This window comes from Limnobaculum zhutongyuii (assembly GCF_004295645.1).
GTDB lineage: Bacteria > Pseudomonadota > Gammaproteobacteria > Enterobacterales > Enterobacteriaceae > Limnobaculum > Limnobaculum zhutongyuii.
In genome coordinates this window covers 409,822-427,054 of the sequence record NZ_CP034752.1, presented here as the reverse complement: position 1 = coordinate 427,054, position 17,233 = coordinate 409,822, and the positions used below count along the sequence as shown (strand labels likewise).

General features: G+C 48.0%; 16 protein-coding genes and 1 tRNA gene. 9 read left to right on the top strand and 8 right to left on the bottom strand.

What is annotated here, in order from left to right; translation table 11 throughout:
* Window positions 1-100: 100 nt before the first annotated feature.
* Window positions 101-793: a hypothetical protein gene (locus EKN56_RS01565; RefSeq protein ID WP_130590203.1), complete on the bottom strand. Its 693-nt coding sequence runs from the start codon at window positions 791-793 to the stop codon at window positions 101-103.
* A 93-nt stretch (window positions 794-886) separates the two neighbouring features.
* Window positions 887-1,117 carry a hypothetical protein gene (locus EKN56_RS20815; RefSeq protein WP_168189565.1) on the bottom strand — a complete coding sequence of 77 codons (231 nt, stop codon included), beginning with the start codon at window positions 1,115-1,117 and terminating at the stop codon, window positions 887-889.
* A gap of 70 nt (window positions 1,118-1,187) precedes the next feature.
* Here EKN56_RS20815 and EKN56_RS01560 point away from each other — a divergent pair, with 70 nt between their 5' ends.
* Window positions 1,188-1,403: an antitoxin, Phd family protein gene (locus tag EKN56_RS01560; protein ID WP_246019924.1), complete on the top strand. Its 216-nt coding sequence runs from the start codon at window positions 1,188-1,190 to the stop codon at window positions 1,401-1,403.
* A 22-nt stretch (window positions 1,404-1,425) separates the two neighbouring features.
* On the opposite strand, the gene EKN56_RS01555 is transcribed toward EKN56_RS01560, so the two are convergent.
* Window positions 1,426-1,501 (bottom strand) — tRNA-Gly (locus EKN56_RS01555).
* A gap of 181 nt (window positions 1,502-1,682) precedes the next feature.
* Window positions 1,683-2,228 carry an oligoribonuclease gene (gene orn / locus EKN56_RS01550; RefSeq protein WP_130590202.1) on the bottom strand — a complete coding sequence of 182 codons (546 nt, stop codon included), beginning with the start codon at window positions 2,226-2,228 and terminating at the stop codon, window positions 1,683-1,685.
* Between the two features lie 90 nt (window positions 2,229-2,318).
* On the opposite strand from orn, the gene rsgA reads away from it, so the two are divergent.
* The 3 genes from rsgA (at window position 2,319) to mscM (ending at window position 7,799) form a co-directional block, all read left to right on the top strand.
* Window positions 2,319-3,362, top strand: coding sequence for a small ribosomal subunit biogenesis GTPase RsgA (gene rsgA / locus EKN56_RS01545; RefSeq protein ID WP_130590201.1), 1,044 nt, complete (start codon window positions 2,319-2,321; stop codon window positions 3,360-3,362).
* 201 nt (window positions 3,363-3,563) lie between these two features.
* The gene (gene asd / locus EKN56_RS01540; protein WP_130590200.1) at window positions 3,564-4,427 is read left to right on the top strand and encodes an archaetidylserine decarboxylase; all 864 of its coding nucleotides are present in this window, start codon (window positions 3,564-3,566) and stop codon (window positions 4,425-4,427) included.
* A gap of 48 nt (window positions 4,428-4,475) precedes the next feature.
* Window positions 4,476-7,799 (top strand): miniconductance mechanosensitive channel MscM, encoded by a 3,324-nt coding sequence (gene mscM / locus EKN56_RS01535; RefSeq protein WP_130590199.1) that lies wholly within the window; start codon window positions 4,476-4,478, stop codon window positions 7,797-7,799.
* Between the two features lie 213 nt (window positions 7,800-8,012).
* Here mscM and epmA read toward each other — a convergent pair whose 3' ends face one another.
* Window positions 8,013-8,990 carry an elongation factor P--(R)-beta-lysine ligase gene (epmA, locus tag EKN56_RS01530; RefSeq protein WP_130590198.1) on the bottom strand — a complete coding sequence of 326 codons (978 nt, stop codon included), beginning with the start codon at window positions 8,988-8,990 and terminating at the stop codon, window positions 8,013-8,015.
* Window positions 8,991-9,384: 394 nt separating this feature from the next.
* Here epmA and frdA point away from each other — a divergent pair, with 394 nt between their 5' ends.
* From frdA to EKN56_RS01505, 5 genes are all read left to right on the top strand, one after another.
* Complete coding sequence (gene frdA / locus EKN56_RS01525) at window positions 9,385-11,193, top strand: fumarate reductase (quinol) flavoprotein subunit (protein ID WP_130590197.1); 1,809 nt, start codon at window positions 9,385-9,387, stop codon at window positions 11,191-11,193.
* Window positions 11,186-11,920: a succinate dehydrogenase/fumarate reductase iron-sulfur subunit gene (locus tag EKN56_RS01520; protein WP_130590196.1), complete on the top strand. Its 735-nt coding sequence runs from the start codon at window positions 11,186-11,188 to the stop codon at window positions 11,918-11,920. Before frdA ends, EKN56_RS01520 begins: the two co-directional genes overlap by 8 nt.
* 18 nt (window positions 11,921-11,938) lie before the next feature.
* Window positions 11,939-12,328: a fumarate reductase subunit FrdC gene (gene frdC / locus EKN56_RS01515; protein WP_130590195.1), complete on the top strand. Its 390-nt coding sequence runs from the start codon at window positions 11,939-11,941 to the stop codon at window positions 12,326-12,328.
* Between the two features lie 13 nt (window positions 12,329-12,341).
* Complete coding sequence (gene frdD / locus EKN56_RS01510) at window positions 12,342-12,698, top strand: fumarate reductase subunit FrdD (protein ID WP_168189576.1); 357 nt, start codon at window positions 12,342-12,344, stop codon at window positions 12,696-12,698.
* Window positions 12,699-13,657: 959 nt separating this feature from the next.
* Entirely contained in the window at window positions 13,658-14,272 is a 615-nt protein-coding gene (locus EKN56_RS01505; protein ID WP_130590194.1) for a trimeric intracellular cation channel family protein, read from the top strand.
* A gap of 50 nt (window positions 14,273-14,322) precedes the next feature.
* On the opposite strand, the gene rbsR is transcribed toward EKN56_RS01505, so the two are convergent.
* From rbsR to rbsB, 3 genes are all read right to left on the bottom strand, one after another.
* Complete coding sequence (rbsR, locus tag EKN56_RS01500; RefSeq protein ID WP_168189575.1) at window positions 14,323-15,324, bottom strand: ribose operon transcriptional repressor RbsR; 1,002 nt, start codon at window positions 15,322-15,324, stop codon at window positions 14,323-14,325.
* 4 nt (window positions 15,325-15,328) lie between these two features.
* Window positions 15,329-16,258, bottom strand: a complete 930-nt coding sequence (rbsK, locus tag EKN56_RS01495; RefSeq protein ID WP_130593553.1) for a ribokinase — start codon at window positions 16,256-16,258, stop codon at window positions 15,329-15,331.
* 83 nt (window positions 16,259-16,341) lie between these two features.
* A complete protein-coding gene (rbsB, locus tag EKN56_RS01490) occupies window positions 16,342-17,229 on the bottom strand; it encodes a ribose ABC transporter substrate-binding protein RbsB (RefSeq protein WP_130590193.1) in 888 nt (295 codons plus the stop codon).
* Window positions 17,230-17,233: the final 4 nt, after the last annotated feature.

The following is a 17,233-nucleotide window of genomic DNA, read 5'->3' as shown; positions in this document are numbered from 1 at the left end:
AAATCAGTCCATAGGGATTGTCTGAGTTTGGATATCGTTTTCCTGACGATTACAGAATAGACCAAAGCGCCATTGCATCATTTGTATTGGTAAGTCATCTCTACTCTGGTGTGTATACCGGCTGATGTTTTAGCTCTCCACTAATTTTAACCTGAGTTGGAAATTCATTAAGCCAATACCTTACTCTACTTAATGGATGGTCAGGGAACATGGCATCGTATTCCCTGCTATCTGAAGGAATTTTTCTAACCTCATGGCTACACAGTTTATCAAATAATTCTTCAGCTGAAACTAGTTCAGTGTCCTGCTGTTCAGGCAATCCAGGTTTTTCTGTCGCAACAAATACAGCAGCTTCTCTTATACCTGTAGTTCCTTTTTCCAGCGCTTCATAGTTAATTTGATATAATGCATCCTTAAATGGTATCCAAATAATGCCTAGGTAATACATAGCTAATGAGCCAGTTTCCGGGCTACGATATTTAAAAACTCCTCGTAAAGCCGGGATACCTTCTACTTCGAAGCAATCAATTTCAATCAACACTCCATTTTGCTGTTTTGCACCATCCTGCCAGTAAGCCTCGGCCTGACTGATATCATGACAAAAAAATGGCCAACTACATGGCGGAAATAGCCTTAGCAATGCCGCTTCTCTTTGCTGCGTAAACCATGATGCGCTATTTTCATCCTGACGATAAAGCTCCCAGTCAGGGAGTGCAAAATTAATATGGGAGATATTGTGAATAAATAGCTTTGAAGAAGGCTTATTTTTTTGACGAAAGAAATTGAATAACATGCTATCAGTCCATGATGACAAATAATGAACAATCCGTAACAACCATAAAAATATCAACTTTTCTTTGCCAGATAGTCAACACCGCTATCTCTGTCAGATTGGTTGATATACAAGATGAGTATCTAAATCAATAACATAATCTACCGTTATATTCTCATCATAAGGATAAACATCATAACCATAGCGGATACAAAAGACAGCGACAAAGTCATTTTCACTCACGTCACTTAAAACCGCTATCATTCGTTGTTTTAGTTGCCCGACAGATGCTACTTTGCCTGAAAGTAGTACATCACCGTTTATGCTCTCTATTCCAATTAACATATATCGGCTTTATTTATCTTTTAAAAAATACAGACTGATAGCTTATCTCAAATCTAACGAGACTGACGTTATGATAATACCTAAAGAATCAGACTTACCAATGGTTGTTACCCAAGATAAGGAAGCCAAAGCGGTAATACAAGATGTTACTTCTTATGAGCAAAAACTGGGAGTGCCGACGTTATTAAAGATACTCATCCTCGGTCAGCAGCAAGTTGAAACCAACCAGTTAACATCTGTAGAAGAAATAGTTCAACGCTTAAAAAGCAAAAATAAAAAAGATTAACGACTAAGAAATTAGAAAAACCTGGAGCGGGAAACGAGACTCGAACTCGCGACCCCGACCTTGGCAAGGTCGTGCTCTACCAACTGAGCTATTCCCGCATTTGGAAGGCCGTACGTCATACAGATAACAACGTGACGGGGAGCGCATTATACGAAAACTAATTCGCCCCGCAAGCCCTGTTATCGAAAAAATCGCACATTATTTTTTGTCTGCTTATTAAAGCGACAAAATGCTCTAATAAGCAGCAGACATTAACTATCTGGCCTGATTTTAGCCAGTTTACAGCTTAATGAAATTCTCACGGTAATAAGCCAGCTCGGCAATGGAATCACGAATATCATCCAACGCCTGATGAGTACTCTGCTTGGTAATACCGGCCAATACTTCCGGTTTCCAGCGACGCGCCAGCTCTTTTAACGTGCTGACATCCAGATAGCGGTAATGGAAATAGCGCTCCAGCTCTGGCATATAACGATACAGGAAGCGACGATCCTGACCAATACTGTTACCACAAATAGGCGAACAGCCATGAGGCACCCACTGCTGTAAAAACTCAATGGTCTTTTGCTCGGCAGCCTGTTCATCAAAAGTACTCTGCTTAACCCGCGTCACTAATCCACTTGCAGTATGGGTAGTAGTGTTCCACTCGTCCATCAACGCCATATGTTCATCCGTTTGATGGATAGCGAAAACCGGCCCTTCAGCCAGAATATTCAGGTTAGCATCCGTGACTATCGTGGCGATTTCGATGATGCGATTAATTTCAGGATCTAAACCGGTCATTTCCAGATCGATCCAAATCAGGTTATTCTCATTCCCGGACATGATGTTTCCTGCGTGATTAACTGAACATCAGTGTATCATAGCCGTTTGACGCGTTCCCGGCGACTGTCACTGCTGCTAAAAGGTATTTTTGTGAGTAAGAATAAACTGTCTAAAGGTCAACAACGACGCGTTGCTGCAAACCATCAGCGACGTTTACAGACAACAAATCAAAAACCAGAGCCTGATGACTCGCTGTTTGGCGAGCCTCAGGAAGGCATCGTCATTAGCCGTTTTGGTAAGCACGCCGATGTTGAAGCTCCGGATGCAAGCCTGCACCGCTGCAATATTCGCCGTACTATTGGCTCGTTAGTCACCGGCGATCGTGTCGTATGGCGAGCGGCCATCACAGCACAAGCAAAAGGCGTGATAGAAGCAGTACACGATCGTATTTCTGTCCTTACCCGGCCCGATTTTTATGACGGCATAAAACCCATTGCTGCCAATATCGATCAAATTATTATCGTCTCAGCCATATTACCTGAGCTTTCCCTGAATATTATCGACCGCTATCTGGTGGCTTGCGAAACGTTATCTGTTGAACCGATCATTGTGTTGAATAAAGTCGATTTACTGGATGAGGAAGGCCGTGAGTTTATCAATCAGACCATGCAAATCTATCAGCATATTGGCTATACCGTACTGCAGGTTTCCAGCTATACCGGTGAAGGAATGGTGGAGTTAAAATCTCACCTCGATCATCACATAAGCATTTTTGCTGGTCAATCCGGCGTGGGTAAATCCAGCTTGCTGAATGCCCTGTTGCCTGCCGATGAAGCTAATATCCATGTAGGCGAAGTATCCGATAACTCGGGGCTTGGTCAGCACACCACTACCGCGTCTCGCCTGTATCACCTGCCTGATGGTGGTGACATCATTGATTCACCGGGAGTACGTGAATTTGGCCTGTGGCATCTGGAGCCGGAACAGGTTACAGAAGGTTATATTGAATTTCGTGACTATCTGGGTCACTGTAAATTCCGCGATTGTAAGCATATTGACGATCCCGGTTGTGCTATCCGTGAAGCGGTAGAGCAGGGAAAAATTGCCGAAGAACGTTATGATAACTATCTAAAAATTCTGGATAGCATGGCGGACGTAAAAGTTCGTAAAAACACATTAGAAACTAAAGATTAATAACATATTATTCCCGGAATCGAACCATTAGCGAAATCCGGAGATCCATTGCCTGAAACATTGCCAGTTAGCTGTGGTCATAATCAGGATGAATAACAATGAATAGCGGTATGCGGCAGGTGAATGACTTTATATTTCCGCCCCGCTACAATGCGCGACTTTGATTTAACAGTCATACAGATAATGCAAAGAGGATACCCCGTGCTGGATCGTATAAAAGTACAGTTACAATATTTACTCCCTAAGCAGGGGCTTACTCAACTGGCGGGTTGGGGAGCCAGTAAACAGGCAGGATGGCTAACCCGTCTGGTCGTCAAAGGGTTTGCCAAATATTACCGCGTGGATATGCAGGAAGCTCAACAGCCTGACCCTGAGTCATATGCCACATTTAATGATTTCTTTGTTCGTCCGCTGAAAGAGGGAGCACGCCCGATTGTTGAGGGTGAACGTCAACTGGCGTTGCCTGCCGATGGCGCGGTCAGCCAGTTAGGCGCAATTACTGAAGGCAAATTACTTCAGGCTAAAGGACATGACTATACGTTGGAAGCCCTGCTGGCCTGCAACATGCCAATGGTAGAAAAATTCCGCAATGGTCAATTTGCCACTATCTACCTTTCTCCTCGCGACTACCACCGGGTACATATGCCGTGTAATGGTGTGCTACGTGAAATGCTGTATGTTCCTGGCGATTTGTTCTCGGTCAATCCATTAACGGCAGAAAATGTTCCTAATCTGTTTGCCCGCAATGAACGGGTTATTTGCCTGTTTGATACCGATTTCGGTCCAATGGTACAAATTCTGGTTGGCGCCACTATTGTTGGCAGTATTGAGACCGTATGGGCAGGTACTATTACTCCACCTCGTCAGGGAGTGTTGCAACGCTGGACTTATCCAACCGAAGGTGAAGGATCGGTCATACTGAAAAAAGGCGATGAAATGGGCCGATTTAAATTAGGCTCTACGGTTATTAACCTGTTTGCTGAAAACAGCATCACCTTTTCTCCGGCTCTGCAGTGTAAAACACCAACCCGAATGGGAGAGTTATTCGCGGAAGCCCGTGAATAATAGAGGTGAACTTCACTAACCACTGTAACTTAACCAAAAGCTGAGTAGATGATGAAGCTGACCCGTTTATTATTCACCCTGTTAATAAGCCTGCTGTATCTGGCCCCACTTCAGGCTGCTCCACAGCTTGATGCCGGACAGATCAAGCAGGAGATAAAACTGGTCGAAGCCGATAAGGATATGCCGAATCAAAAAGAGATTCTGGACGCCTATCAAAGTGCCCTGAATTGGGTAACCGAGCGTTCAGACTCTCTTTCTCGCAGCCAGCAATACCGTAAAGCCATTGATGAGTTTCCTAAACTCACCAAAACCCTGCGCGCTCAACTCGAGGCCGATAATGGCGAAGCTCAGCCCCCATCTGAAAATCTGACGCTGGCCGAGCTGGAACAGTTGTCTATTCAGACGAATAGCCAACTGCTGGAACTCAGCCGCCAGCTTCAACAAGAACAAGATCGCGCACGGGAAATCAGTAACTCACTGACTCAACTCCCGTTGCAGCAGGCGTCGACTCGTAAAGCACTTGGCGATCTTGAACGTCGTCTGCCAGAACAAAATAACCAAACTACGCCGCTTAATCAGGCCAAGTCACTGCAACTTCAAGCCGAACAGGCATTCTACAAATCCAAAGCGGATGAACTGGAACTAGAGCAGCTCTCCGCCAGTAACCGACAAGAAATTTCCCGCTTACAGATTGAAGTGGTAAAGAAAAAACAGGCTAAAACTGACAGCCTGCTACAGTTGATAAATAATCAGCTAAACACCCGCCGCCAGTTGGAAACCAAGCAAACGCTGGAACACACCACTCAGTTGGCTGAACAGCATGGCGATTTGCCACTTTCCATCCGTAAACTATTACAAGAAAATCAGGAATTGTCTGAACGCTTAAGCCGGCAGGCAGTACGTTTAGATGAGATCTCAACTGAGCAACGGGCCACGATTTCTAAAATTTTACAGGTTCGTCAGGCGCTCACCTCCCTTAGTGAACAGGCTCAGTGGCTGGGCATGTCTACCGCATTAGGTGAAAGTTTGAGGATGCAGGTTTCCCGCCTGCCAGAAATGCCAAAACCTCAGCCGCTGGATAGCGAAATGGCTGAAATTCGGGTACAGCGTTTAAGTCTGGATGAACAACGCGATAAATTGACTCACATGGCACCCTTGTTACAGGATGACGGACAACCCCTCACCGCTCAACAACAAGAACTCGCCAAACAACAGATCAAAATGCAGCAAGAGCTGCTGTCATCATTGCTTGCCGGGGATGATTCATTAATCCTTGAACTGACTAAGCTTAAAGTCTCCAATAATCAGCTAATCGATGCTCTGGTAGAAATTAAAGATGCCTCCCACCGCTATCTGTTCTGGGTGGCCGACGTTAATACACTAAACCTGAGCTATCCAATTCAGGTTCTGCAAGATCTGAACAAACTGGTATCGCTGGATACGCTTTCTGAGCTTAGCGGTGCTTTTGGCATGATGCTAACCACCAAAGAGTCCGTGGTGCTGATTTTGGCGGCATTGGTGTTGGTGGGCTTTGGCTTTAGTTCCCGTCGCCACTATCAGGCATTTTTGGAACGAGTAGCATCACGCATTGGTAAAGTGACTCAGGACCAATTCTCGTCAACCATTCGTACCGTATTTTGGTCAGTGATTGTTGCAGTTCCGCTGCCGGTACTCTGGTGGGCACTGGCTTATGGTTTACAACATGCCTGGCAATATCCTATCGCGGTAGCCATTGGTGAAGGAGTTAACGCTACCGTACCGCTGATGTGGGTATTTATGATCAGCGCCAGCTTCGCTCACCCGCAAGGGCTATTTATCGCCCATTTCCGCTGGTCGCAAAACCGGGTAGCACGCGCCATGCGCTATTATCGCCTGTCGCTCTGGCTGGTTGTCCCCCTGATTATTGCCTCCATTAGTTTTGATAACTTTAACGATCGTGAGTTTTCAGGCACATTAGGCCGTATTTGCTTCCTTTTACTATGTGGTGCATTAGTCATGATGACCACTAACCTGAGACGAGCCGGCATACCGCTCTATCTCGACCGTAAAGGTTCCGGGGAGAATATGGTTAATCAGGCACTATGGACCTTCCTGATTTGTGCCCCCATTGCTGCTGCGCTATCAGCCACTTTTGGCTACCTGGCTACGGCACAAGCGCTGTTGTTACGGCTGGAAGCCTCCGTTGCCATTTGGTTTGGCTTGCTGGTTATTTATCATATCATCCGCCGTTGGATGCTGATTCAACGACGCAGAATCGAGTTTGACCGAGCCAAACAGCGCCGGGCTGAACGACTGGCACAGCGAGCCAAGGGTGAAGAAGAGAGCCTGCCTACCAGCACTGAAGGACTATTGGATAACGATGATTCGGTGGTGGTCGATCTGGATGCCATTAGTGCCCAGTCGCTACAGTTAGTGCGCTCTATTTTGACCATGGTGGCTCTGGTTTCGCTGATCATCCTCTGGTCAGAAATTCATTCGGCGTTCGCCTTCCTGGAAAATATCCGGTTATGGGATGTGACGTCATCGGTGCAGGGAACAGAGAGCATTCAGGCTATTACTTTAGGTTCTGTGCTGATTGCCGTATTAGTATTTATTGTTACCACCCAGTTAGTTCGTAACTTACCGGCACTGCTGGAGCTGGCGATCCTTCAGCATTTAGATCTGACACCCGGTACCGGTTATGCCATTACCACCATCACCAAATATATTCTAATGCTGATTGGCGGCATGGTGGCCTTCTCAATGATTGGTGTTGACTGGTCTAAACTCCAGTGGCTAGTTGCAGCATTGGGTGTGGGGCTTGGTTTTGGTTTACAACAAATCTTCGCCAACTTTGTCTCTGGCCTGATCATTCTGTTTGAAAAACCTATTCGTATTGGCGACACGGTGACAATTCGTGAATTAACCGGTTCGATTACCAAAATCAACACCCGGGCAACCACCATTGTTGACTGGGATAGAAAAGAAATCATCGTTCCAAATCAGGCATTTATTACCGAACAGTTTGTTAACTGGTCACTGTCTGATTCCGTTACCCGTATTGTTTTAACCGTTCCGGCAACGGCGGAAACCGATCCAAATCTGGTGAAACAGTTACTGGAAGATGCGGCACATAAATGTCAGTTTGTACTGGAAACGCCTGCACCAGACGCCTTCCTGGTAGATATTCAACAGGGTATCCAAATCTTTGAACTGCGGGTATTCGCTGCTGAGATGGGTATGAGAATGCCATTACGTCATGAAATGCATTCGCTGATTCTTAAAGCCTATGCAGATCATGATCTGACGCTGCCATTCCCGCCATTCCAAATGCGCGCCGACGCGCTCTCCCGCGCTGGCCTCAGACCCCGGTTTAAAACCGGAGAAATCTAACCTGATAAAGGTTTGATCCGGACATCAAAAAGGCGCCTAAAGCGCCTTTTTCTATTCAAGCAAATATAAATCATCGGGAGAGGCCGCTTGGGGGGTACTCTGACCCCAAGTACAGATGCCCTTCCGGCCGGGCACAACGTTGATATAGGCAATCTGCCATTACGGGTGGAATATCCTCAGAAGCTAATTTAATAACTTCTCAAAAACCTCAATCTAGGCTCTATCCACCGGAAACGCCATAACCTCACTGATCGACTGCGCTGAGAGCGCAATCATAATCAGACGATCTACACCCAGCGCTACACCGGCACACTCTGGCATACCATAGGTCAAAGCAGCCAAAAAATTCTCATCAATCGGATGAATCGGTAATCCGCGCGCCTCTCGCTTACGGTTTTCCTGCTCAAAACGCTGACGCTGCTCACCGGCATCGGTCAACTCACGGAAGCCGTTTGCCAGCTCAACACCTTTATAATAGACCTCAAAGCGTTCCGCCACGCGGTGATCTTCAGAGCTAATCTCTGCCAGAGCCGCCTGGGATGCAGGAAAGTGATAAACAAAAGTTGGTTTTTCCTGACCGATATGTGGCTCAACACCAAACGCAAACAGCATCTGCAACAAGGTGTCGCGATCCTCTTCCCGGTTAGCCAGCTCTTCCATATCTAATTTAGCCGCCGCAGCTCTTAACTGAGGCTTATCCGCAGAGAGTGGATCAATTTCCAGATGACGAATAAAGATCTGCTGATAAGAGACCACTTCACTGGCTTCGCAATCTAAAATCTGTTGTAACAGATCATCCACCTCGTTCATCAAACGGTACATATCAAAGTGTGGGCGGTACCACTCCAACATGGTGAATTCCGGATTGTGATAACGACCCGCTTCTTCATTACGGAAGCTTTTTCCCATCTGATAGATAGGACCGCTACCCGCAGCCAGCAAACGCTTCATATGAAACTCTGGACTGGTCATTAAAAACAGCGTCATACCATCTGCAGCACCCGGCCCGACAAAACGGGTCTGAAAAGGAAACAGATGAATATCCGTAACCGTTGCCTGACTCATTGCCGGAGTTTCCACTTCCAACACGCCGCGCTCAGAGAAAAACCGTCTGATTTCACTGACAATTTTCGCACGCTTTAATAATTTAGCGATAGAAGCGCTGGGCTGCCAACTGGCCAGGTCGCTCATTTTTTCTACTCCAAAATTAATTTAGTCCGGCAGTCTACCCTTATCTCTTCCGACAGACAAATTTACCCACGGTTTTCTGATTTCAACCATCACCGTTTCCATTAGTTAGGAATGAAATAATATGAAAATACATTTATTTAATATATTGATCACATTTTATTAATATAATCATTTTCAAAAAAAATGAATGGATTATCCTGACTAACTATAAAAAAAATCGATCTCGTCAATATTCGTCTACGCAAGATTAGGTAGAATAGACGTCCTATACTGGATTCATCAACATTTTCGGTGGCTCCAAAGGTTAACATCAGATTTTCCTAACGCTATAGATCTGACTGGCTGGTATAAGACTTACTTTTTTTTATTAAACTGGAACATTTGGAGGAATGCAGTGCAAACCTTTAACGCAGACATTGCTATCATCGGTGCAGGTGGTGGCGGTCTTCGTGCAGCCATTGCCGCTGCCGAAGCGAATCCCAACAGTACCATTGCGCTGATTTCTAAAGTCTACCCCATGCGCAGCCACACCGTGGCCGCCGAAGGCGGGTCCGCTGCCGTTATCAAGCCTGAAGACAGCTTCGAATCTCACTTCCACGACACCGTCGCCGGTGGAGACTGGCTCTGTGAGCAGGACGTCGTTCAGTACTTCGTGGAAAACAGCCCACGTGAAATGGTGCAGATGGAACAGTGGGGATGCCCGTGGAGCCGTAAAGATGATGGCTCCGTCAACGTCCGTCGCTTCGGCGGCATGAAAGTTGAGCGTACCTGGTTTGCCGCCGATAAAACCGGCTTCCATATGCTTCACACCCTTTTCCAGACCTCCCTCAAATACCCTAACATCAAGCGTTTTGATGAACACTTCGTTCTCGACCTGCTCTCTGATGAAGGTCATGTCCGTGGTTTAGTCGCCATGAACATGATGGAAGGCACCCTGATTCAAATCCGTGCCAATGCCGTGGTGATGGCCACCGGTGGTGCCGGACGCGTTTACCGTTACAACACCAACGGCGGTATCGTGACCGGTGACGGTATGGGTATGGCGTTCCGTCACGGCGTTCCGCTACGTGATATGGAATTCGTTCAGTATCACCCGACCGGCCTGCCGGGCTCCGGTATCCTGATGACCGAAGGTTGTCGTGGTGAAGGCGGTATTCTGGTCAACAAAGACGGTTACCGTTATCTGCAGGATTACGGCATGGGTCCTGAGACTCCGCTGGGCAAACCTGAAAACAAATACATGGAGCTGGGTCCGCGTGACAAAGTTTCCCAGGCCTTCTGGCATGAATGGCGCGCCGGTCGTACCATTCCTACTCCGCGCGGCGATGTGGTCTATCTGGACCTGCGTCATCTGGGTGAGAAGAAGCTGCTTGAGCGTCTGCCGTTCATCTGTGAACTCTCCAAAGCCTATGTCGGCGTTGACCCGGTGAAAGAGCCTATTCCGGTTCGTCCTACTGCGCACTACACCATGGGTGGGATTGAGACCAACCAGCAGTGTGAAACCCGTCTGGCTGGTCTGTTTGCCGTGGGCGAATGTTCCTCTGTGGGCATGCACGGTGCTAACCGTCTGGGCTCTAACTCTCTGGCAGAGCTGGTGGTATTCGGTCGTGTGGCCGGTGAACATGCCATTGAGCGTGCCAAATCTGCCGCACCGGCTAACAGCAGCGCGCTGGATGCACAGGTGGCGGACATTGAAGGCCGTCTGCATGCCCTGCTCAAGCAGGAAGGCACCGAGAACTGGTCGAAAATCCGTGATGAGATGGGCCTGAGCATGGAAGAAGGTTGCGGTATCTACCGTACCGAAGAGTTAATGCAGAAGACCGTCGATAAGATTGCTGAACTGAAAGACCGCTTCAAGCGCGTCAGCATTACTGACCGCAGCAGCGTATTCAACACTGACCTGCTGTACACCATTGAGCTGGGTCATGGTCTGGATGTGGCTGACTGTATGGCTCACTCGGCGCTGTTACGTCGTGAATCCCGTGGCGCGCACCAGCGTCTGGATGAAGGCTGTACCGAGCGTGATGATGTGAACTTCCTGAAACATTCACTGGCCTTCTACAGCCCGGACAGCACCACCCCGCGCATTGAGTACAGTGATGTGAAAATTACCACCCTCCCGCCGGCCAAACGTGTATACGGTGCCGAGGCGGAAGCCCAGGCTAAAGAAGAGGCATTAAAGAAGGAGCAGGCGAATGTCTGAGATGAAAACCCTCAAAGTTGAAGTCATGCGCTATAACCCGGAGCGCGACAGTGAACCCCACTTCGAGGCGTATGATGTGCCTTATGATGCGTCCACTTCCCTGCTGGATGCTCTGGGCTATATTAAGGACAACCTGGCTCCGGACCTGTCTTACCGCTGGTCCTGCCGGATGGCGATTTGTGGTTCGTGCGGCATGATGGTGAACAAGGTGCCTAAACTGGCCTGTAAAACCTTCCTGCGGGACTACACCGATGGTCTGAAGGTGGAAGCGCTGGGTAACTTCCCGATTGAGCGCGACCTGGTGGTGGACATGACTCACTTTATTGAGAGTCTGGAAGCCATTAAGCCTTATATCATTAATGACAGTCTGAAGCCGGAGAACGGTCCGACCATTCAGATGCCGGCACAGATGGAGAAATACCATCAGTTTTCCGGTTGTATCAACTGCGGTCTGTGTTATGCCGCCTGTCCTCAGTTTGGTCTGAACCCGGAATTTATTGGTCCGGCAGTGATTACCCTGGGACACCGTTACAACCTGGATACACGTGATAAGGGTAAAGCGGCCCGTATGCCACAGCTTAACGGCAAGAATGGCGTATGGAGTTGTACCTTCGTCGGTTACTGTTCTGAAGTCTGTCCGAAACACGTTGACCCGGCTGCGGCTATTCAGCAGGGCAAGGTGGAAAGTTCGAAAGACTTTATGATTGCCATGCTGAAACCTCAATAAAGGGAGAGGGATACTATTATGATGACCAAACGTAAACCCTATGTCCGCGAGGTGAAAGCTGACTGGTGGAAGAGACTCGGGTTTTATAAGTTTTATATGTTCCGTGAGAGCACGGCGGTACCTGCCGTGTGGTTCAGTCTGGTGCTGATTTTCGGTGTGTTTGCCCTGAGAAGTCCGGAGAGCTGGTATGGCTTTGTGGGCTTTTTAGCCAACCCGGTGGTGATGGTGATTAATATCATTACGCTGATTATGGCGCTGGTTCATACCAAGACCTGGTTTGACCTGGCACCGAAAGCGGCGAACATTGTGGTGGGCACAGAGAAGCTGAGCGCGAAGCCGATTGTGATGTTCTTCTGGGGCGTAACGATTGTGGCGAGCCTGATAATTCTGGCCGTGGCACTGATTTAAGGAGTCGACTGACATGATTGAACAAAATCCGAAGCGCTCTGACGAGCCGGTATTCTGGGGCCTGTTTGGTGCGGGCGGTATGTGGGGAGCGATTATTGCGCCGGTGATTATATTACTGGTGGCGATAATTCTTCCGCTGGGCTGGGCACCGGAGGCGCTGAGTTATCCGCGCATTCTGGCGTTCTGTCAGGGCTTTATTGGCCGTGTGTTTTTACTGCTGATGATAATCCTGCCGATATGGTGTGGCTTACACCGTATGCACCATATGACGCATGACCTGAAGTGGCATGTACCTGCGGGCAAGCTGGTGTTTTACGGTCTGGCGACCGTGCTGAGTGTGATTGCGGTGATTGGGGTGTTTATGCTGTAAGTGGCATACCCCGTTTGACTGTAGTGATACATGTTGTTAAGAAGCGCCCCTGTCGGGGGCGCTTTTTTCGTATAGGGGAAAGGTTTTAGTTTTAAAATTGGCGATTGTGGGTATTCCGGCCGTGGTGGCGATGTACCTATATGGCCTACAGTGTAAGGCCGGAAGGGCATCTGTACTCAGCCACAGAGTGCGTCGGGCCTAGCCGGGCTACGGGCACTTCGTTGGCTCACGCCAAGTCGCCCCCCACGCCCGTCTCTCCCGACGATTGGCTTTGTTGAAAACCAAGACCAAGACCAAAGGCTAACGGCTAACGGCTAACGGCTAACGGCTAACGGCTAACGGCTAACGGCTAACGACCAGAAAAGGATACAAAAGCCAATTTTCATTAAAACCTTCAATCAACCTCCTCCAGATTCAAACGACTAAAAAACCACTATGACATTCAAATCAGATTAGTCCCCTATTCAGGGGCCGTACCCCTGAATACTAACCAATCCCCTGACCTTTAGGAGCACTGGAATTCAGCTGACGACTGAGAGAGGGTAGCACGCCAAACAGGGATGTTTGGCGAGGCGCAGCGACGTAGGGAGCGGCTCTGCGCCGGTGCGTAAGCCCGAAGGAAGGAGGAAGGTAGTCGCCGCAGGCGACCTGAATTCGTGTGCGAAGGCGCGGAGGTGCAGGAGGCGTTCGCCTTAACGCCTCCTGCTCGGCCGCCGCACAACAATTGAGTCAGACTCAACACCATTAGCGGACGAAACCTGCTCAAAACTCAATAAGTACGGAGTACATAGAATTAAGTGAGGACACAGACGAAATACACTCTGTACCAAACACCCTACTTCCCAACACAACAAAAGCCAGCACTTTACCCCAAAATAAAATCAACAAACCAGCTGAAAAAACCGCAATAATCTGAAATAATCAGCACACCAACCCACCCATCAATCAAAATAAGAAGCATCATGCTTTTCTATCTATACATCATCGGTATCACCGCAGAATCAATGACAGGAGCGCTCGCTGCGGGTAGAAGCAAAATGGATATTTTTGGCGTCATCATTATCTCTGCCGTCACTGCCATCGGTGGTGGAACCGTGCGGGATATCATTTTAGGTCACTATCCTTTAGGTTGGGTGGCTCATCCGGAATATGTGTTGATTGTTGCCGCAGCATCAGTGATGACTGTAGCTACCTCGCGCATCATGATCTATTTGAGAAAGTTCTTTTTAGTATTGGATGCCGTAGGTCTGGTGGTGTTCTCTATCATCGGAGCGCAGGTTGCTATGAGTATGAATCTGCCGGTTCTGATCGCAGGAATCGCAGGATTAATTACCGGGGTATTTGGCGGAGTATTGCGGGATATCTTCTGTAATCGCATCCCGTTAGTATTTCAAAAAGAGCTGTATGCCAGCGTCTCTTTTGCTTCAGCTATGTTGTATATTGGATTGATTTATCTGAATATTATGCCGGATGTTGCCGTAATCGCTACGCTAATTTTTGGTTTTATCTTCAGAATGTTAGCCATCTTCTTTAAAATTGGGTTGCCGGTTTTCAGCTATCAGATTGATGACTAACGATGGTATTGACCAATACCGTTTTAATGTAAGAAACGGTATTGGTTGAGTTAACACACGCCAACAGAATCACGTTCCACTAATTCAGGAGTCAGCTCCAGCGTACGCGGTTCGGTGATTTGTTTTTCTAAGCGTTGCAATAACGTATCAATGGCCAGTTTACCCAATGCATCAGTTGGCTGATGGATGGTCGTCAGCGGCGGTGACATAAATTTTGCCAGTTCAATGTCATCGTAGCCAATAACCGCAATATCCTGCCCTACTTTTAATCCTGCCTGATTTATTGCCAGATAGACACCCACCGCCATCGCATCATTGCAGGTAAATATAGCTTTCGGTGGTTCCGGCAATTTGAGCAACTGCTGCATCGCCTCAAGACCACCGGAGAACTCAAAATTACTAAAGATCTGATAGGATTCCGGCGCAATCAACCCGGCATTTTCCATCGCCTGCTGGTAACCCTGTAAACGACGGCGAGCCTGAGTGTTATCCTGCGGTCCGGTAATGCAGGCAATGTGATGATAGCCTCGGGAGATAAGATACTCCGTCGCCAGTTTACCGCCGATCAACGAGTTATCCTGAATGGTATCGCAAACCCCATTAAACGGCGCCCAGTCCATCATGACTACCGGTAAATTAGGATAATGGCAAAACAGCACTTCAGAAATAGGGTTACGGTCATTACACATCAAAATCAGCCCATCAACCCGGCGTTGTAACAGCGTTTCCAGACTGCTTCCCATCCGTTCGGTATTACCTTCGGTGTTGCACAGAATCAGGCTATAACCACGTTCATAACAACTCTCTTCCACGCCCCTGACCACCTCTGCATAAAACGGGTTATTACTGGAGGTCAGAAGCATGCCGATAGTACGAGTTTCTTTAGCCTTCAGGCTACGGGCCACCGCCGAAGGTGAGTAATTAAGTTCAGCAACGGCAGAAAGAATCTTATCCCTGACGGGTTGGCTCACAAACCGGTTATTGTTAATAACGTGAGACACCGTTGATGTCGAGACTCCCGCCAGACGGGCTACATCTTTCATCGTTGCCAAAACACTACTCCTGTCTGGTTGCTAAGAAAGCATCAATCTCTTTACGCCATGGCACGGAAGGCTGTGCACCCCGACGTGTTACCGCAATAGCCGCTGCCGCATGACCAAACTTAACGGCCTGGTACAGTTCCTGGCCTTCAAGCATTGCAGTAATCAAAGCGCCGTTAAAAGTATCTCCCGCAGCAATAGTATCAACAGGTTCAACCTTATAGCCTTCAATCAGGCTACCAATTCCATCAATGCTTACCCAGGCGCCGCGGCTACCCAAGGTGATAATTACCGTGCGAATGCCTTTCGCATGCAATAATCCGGCAGCTTTGTTGGCATCGTCACTGTTAACAATGGTGATACCCGTTAACTGCTCCGCTTCTGTTTCATTAGGCGTAATAATATCGATATTAGCCAGCAGTTCGTCGGATAGTTCACGAGCCGGAGCAGGATTAAGGGCAACCAAGGTGTCGTTCTGCTTCGCCAGTTTGGCGGCTGCCAGAATGGTTTCCAGCGGAGTCTCCAACTGCATTAGCAGCACATCAGCATCAATAACCTGCTGACGGTATTTATTCAGATAGTCAGGAGTAACCGCTGCGTTAGCGCCGGCATCAATAGCAATGACGTTTTCGCCTTTGCCGTTAACAAAAATCATGGCAACACCGGTATTCTTACCGCTGATGCTCTCAATTGGTTGGATATCAATATTATCCAGCTTTAACTGTCGGCACACTTGCTTGCCGATATCATCATCACCTACACAGGCAATAAAGGTAATATTGGCACCGCTGCGGCCTGCAGCTACAGCCTGGTTAGCACCTTTACCACCAAACGAAATTCGGTAATCTTTGCCGGTAATCGTTTCACCCGGGCGGGGAAATTCATTCACATTGAGAATGTGGTCTGCATTAATACTTCCCAGCACCACCAGTTTATTCGCTGACATCATCGCCCCCTTGGGAAAGATCACGCGGTAAATGCGACTTTACCGCGTGTACTACGTACTGATAACGTTCTGTCTGTACAGACTTATTCAGTGATCAGTTTTAATGCTACCGGGTTGCTTGCTTCGACTTTCTCGCCTTTCAGGATCTTGTCAGCAACTTCAACACCCATGCTACCAATCAGCTCTGGCTGTTGAGCAATAGTGGCGCTCATACGGCCACTTTTCACCGCTTTAATACCGTCGTTAGTGCCATCAAAACCGACAATCAGCACATCTTTCTTACCGGCAGTTTGCAGCGCACGCATTGCACCCAGTGCCATTTCGTCGTTCTGAGCAAACACCGCCTGAACATCAGAATGAGCAGTTAACAGGTTTTGCATAACGTTCAGGCCCTTAGTACGGTCGAAGTCTGCTGGTTGGCTGGCTAACAGTTTGAATGGATGTTCAGTCATAGATTGCTTAAAGCCTTCACCACGCTCACGTGCAGCAGAGGTTCCGATGATTCCTTCTAACTGAATGACTTTAGCATCATTGCCTAATTTCTTAGCGATGAACTCACCAGCCATTTTACCGCCAGCAACGTTATCAGAAGCGACATGACTGGCAACTTCACCTTTGTTAGCCGCGCGGTCCAAAGTCACTACAGGGATCTTGGCTTTGTTCGCCATCAATACGGCGTTACCTACCGCATCAGAATCCGTTGGGTTGATCAGCAGCAATTTGGTGCCGCGAACGGTCAGATCCTGCACATTACCTAACTCTTTAGCCGGGTTATTCTGTGAATCCAGCACGATCAGGTTGTAACCCAATTCGTCAGCTTTTTTCTGAGCGCCATCCTTCATGGAGACGAAGAATGGGTTATTAAGAGTGGAGACTACCAGCGCAATGTTATCCTTCGCCATCGCACCAGCACTGACAGAAAGGGTTAACGCGGTAGCAGAAACTAACATAGCCAGCTTTTTCATATTCATCTTC

Excerpts from the sequence above, each read along its gene's own strand:
- rbsB (WP_130590193.1), bottom strand. The coding sequence starts at position 17,229 with ATGAATATGAAAAAGCTGGCTATGTTAGTTTCTGCTACCGCGTTAACC.
- EKN56_RS01565 (WP_130590203.1), bottom strand. The coding sequence starts at position 793 with ATGTTATTCAATTTCTTTCGTCAAAAAAATAAGCCTTCTTCAAAGCTA.
- frdC (WP_130590195.1), top strand. The coding sequence starts at position 11,939 with ATGATGACCAAACGTAAACCCTATGTCCGCGAGGTGAAAGCTGACTGG.
- mscM (WP_130590199.1), top strand. The coding sequence starts at position 4,476 with ATGATGAAGCTGACCCGTTTATTATTCACCCTGTTAATAAGCCTGCTG.
- rbsK (WP_130593553.1), bottom strand. The coding sequence starts at position 16,258 with ATGTCAGCGAATAAACTGGTGGTGCTGGGAAGTATTAATGCAGACCAC.
- orn (WP_130590202.1), bottom strand. The coding sequence starts at position 2,228 with ATGTCCGGGAATGAGAATAACCTGATTTGGATCGATCTGGAAATGACC.
- frdD (WP_168189576.1), top strand. The coding sequence starts at position 12,342 with ATGATTGAACAAAATCCGAAGCGCTCTGACGAGCCGGTATTCTGGGGC.
- EKN56_RS20815 (WP_168189565.1), bottom strand. The coding sequence starts at position 1,117 with ATGTTAATTGGAATAGAGAGCATAAACGGTGATGTACTACTTTCAGGC.
- epmA (WP_130590198.1), bottom strand. The coding sequence starts at position 8,990 with ATGAGCGACCTGGCCAGTTGGCAGCCCAGCGCTTCTATCGCTAAATTA.
- EKN56_RS01560 (WP_246019924.1), top strand. The coding sequence starts at position 1,188 with ATGATAATACCTAAAGAATCAGACTTACCAATGGTTGTTACCCAAGAT.
- EKN56_RS01520 (WP_130590196.1), top strand. The coding sequence starts at position 11,186 with ATGTCTGAGATGAAAACCCTCAAAGTTGAAGTCATGCGCTATAACCCG.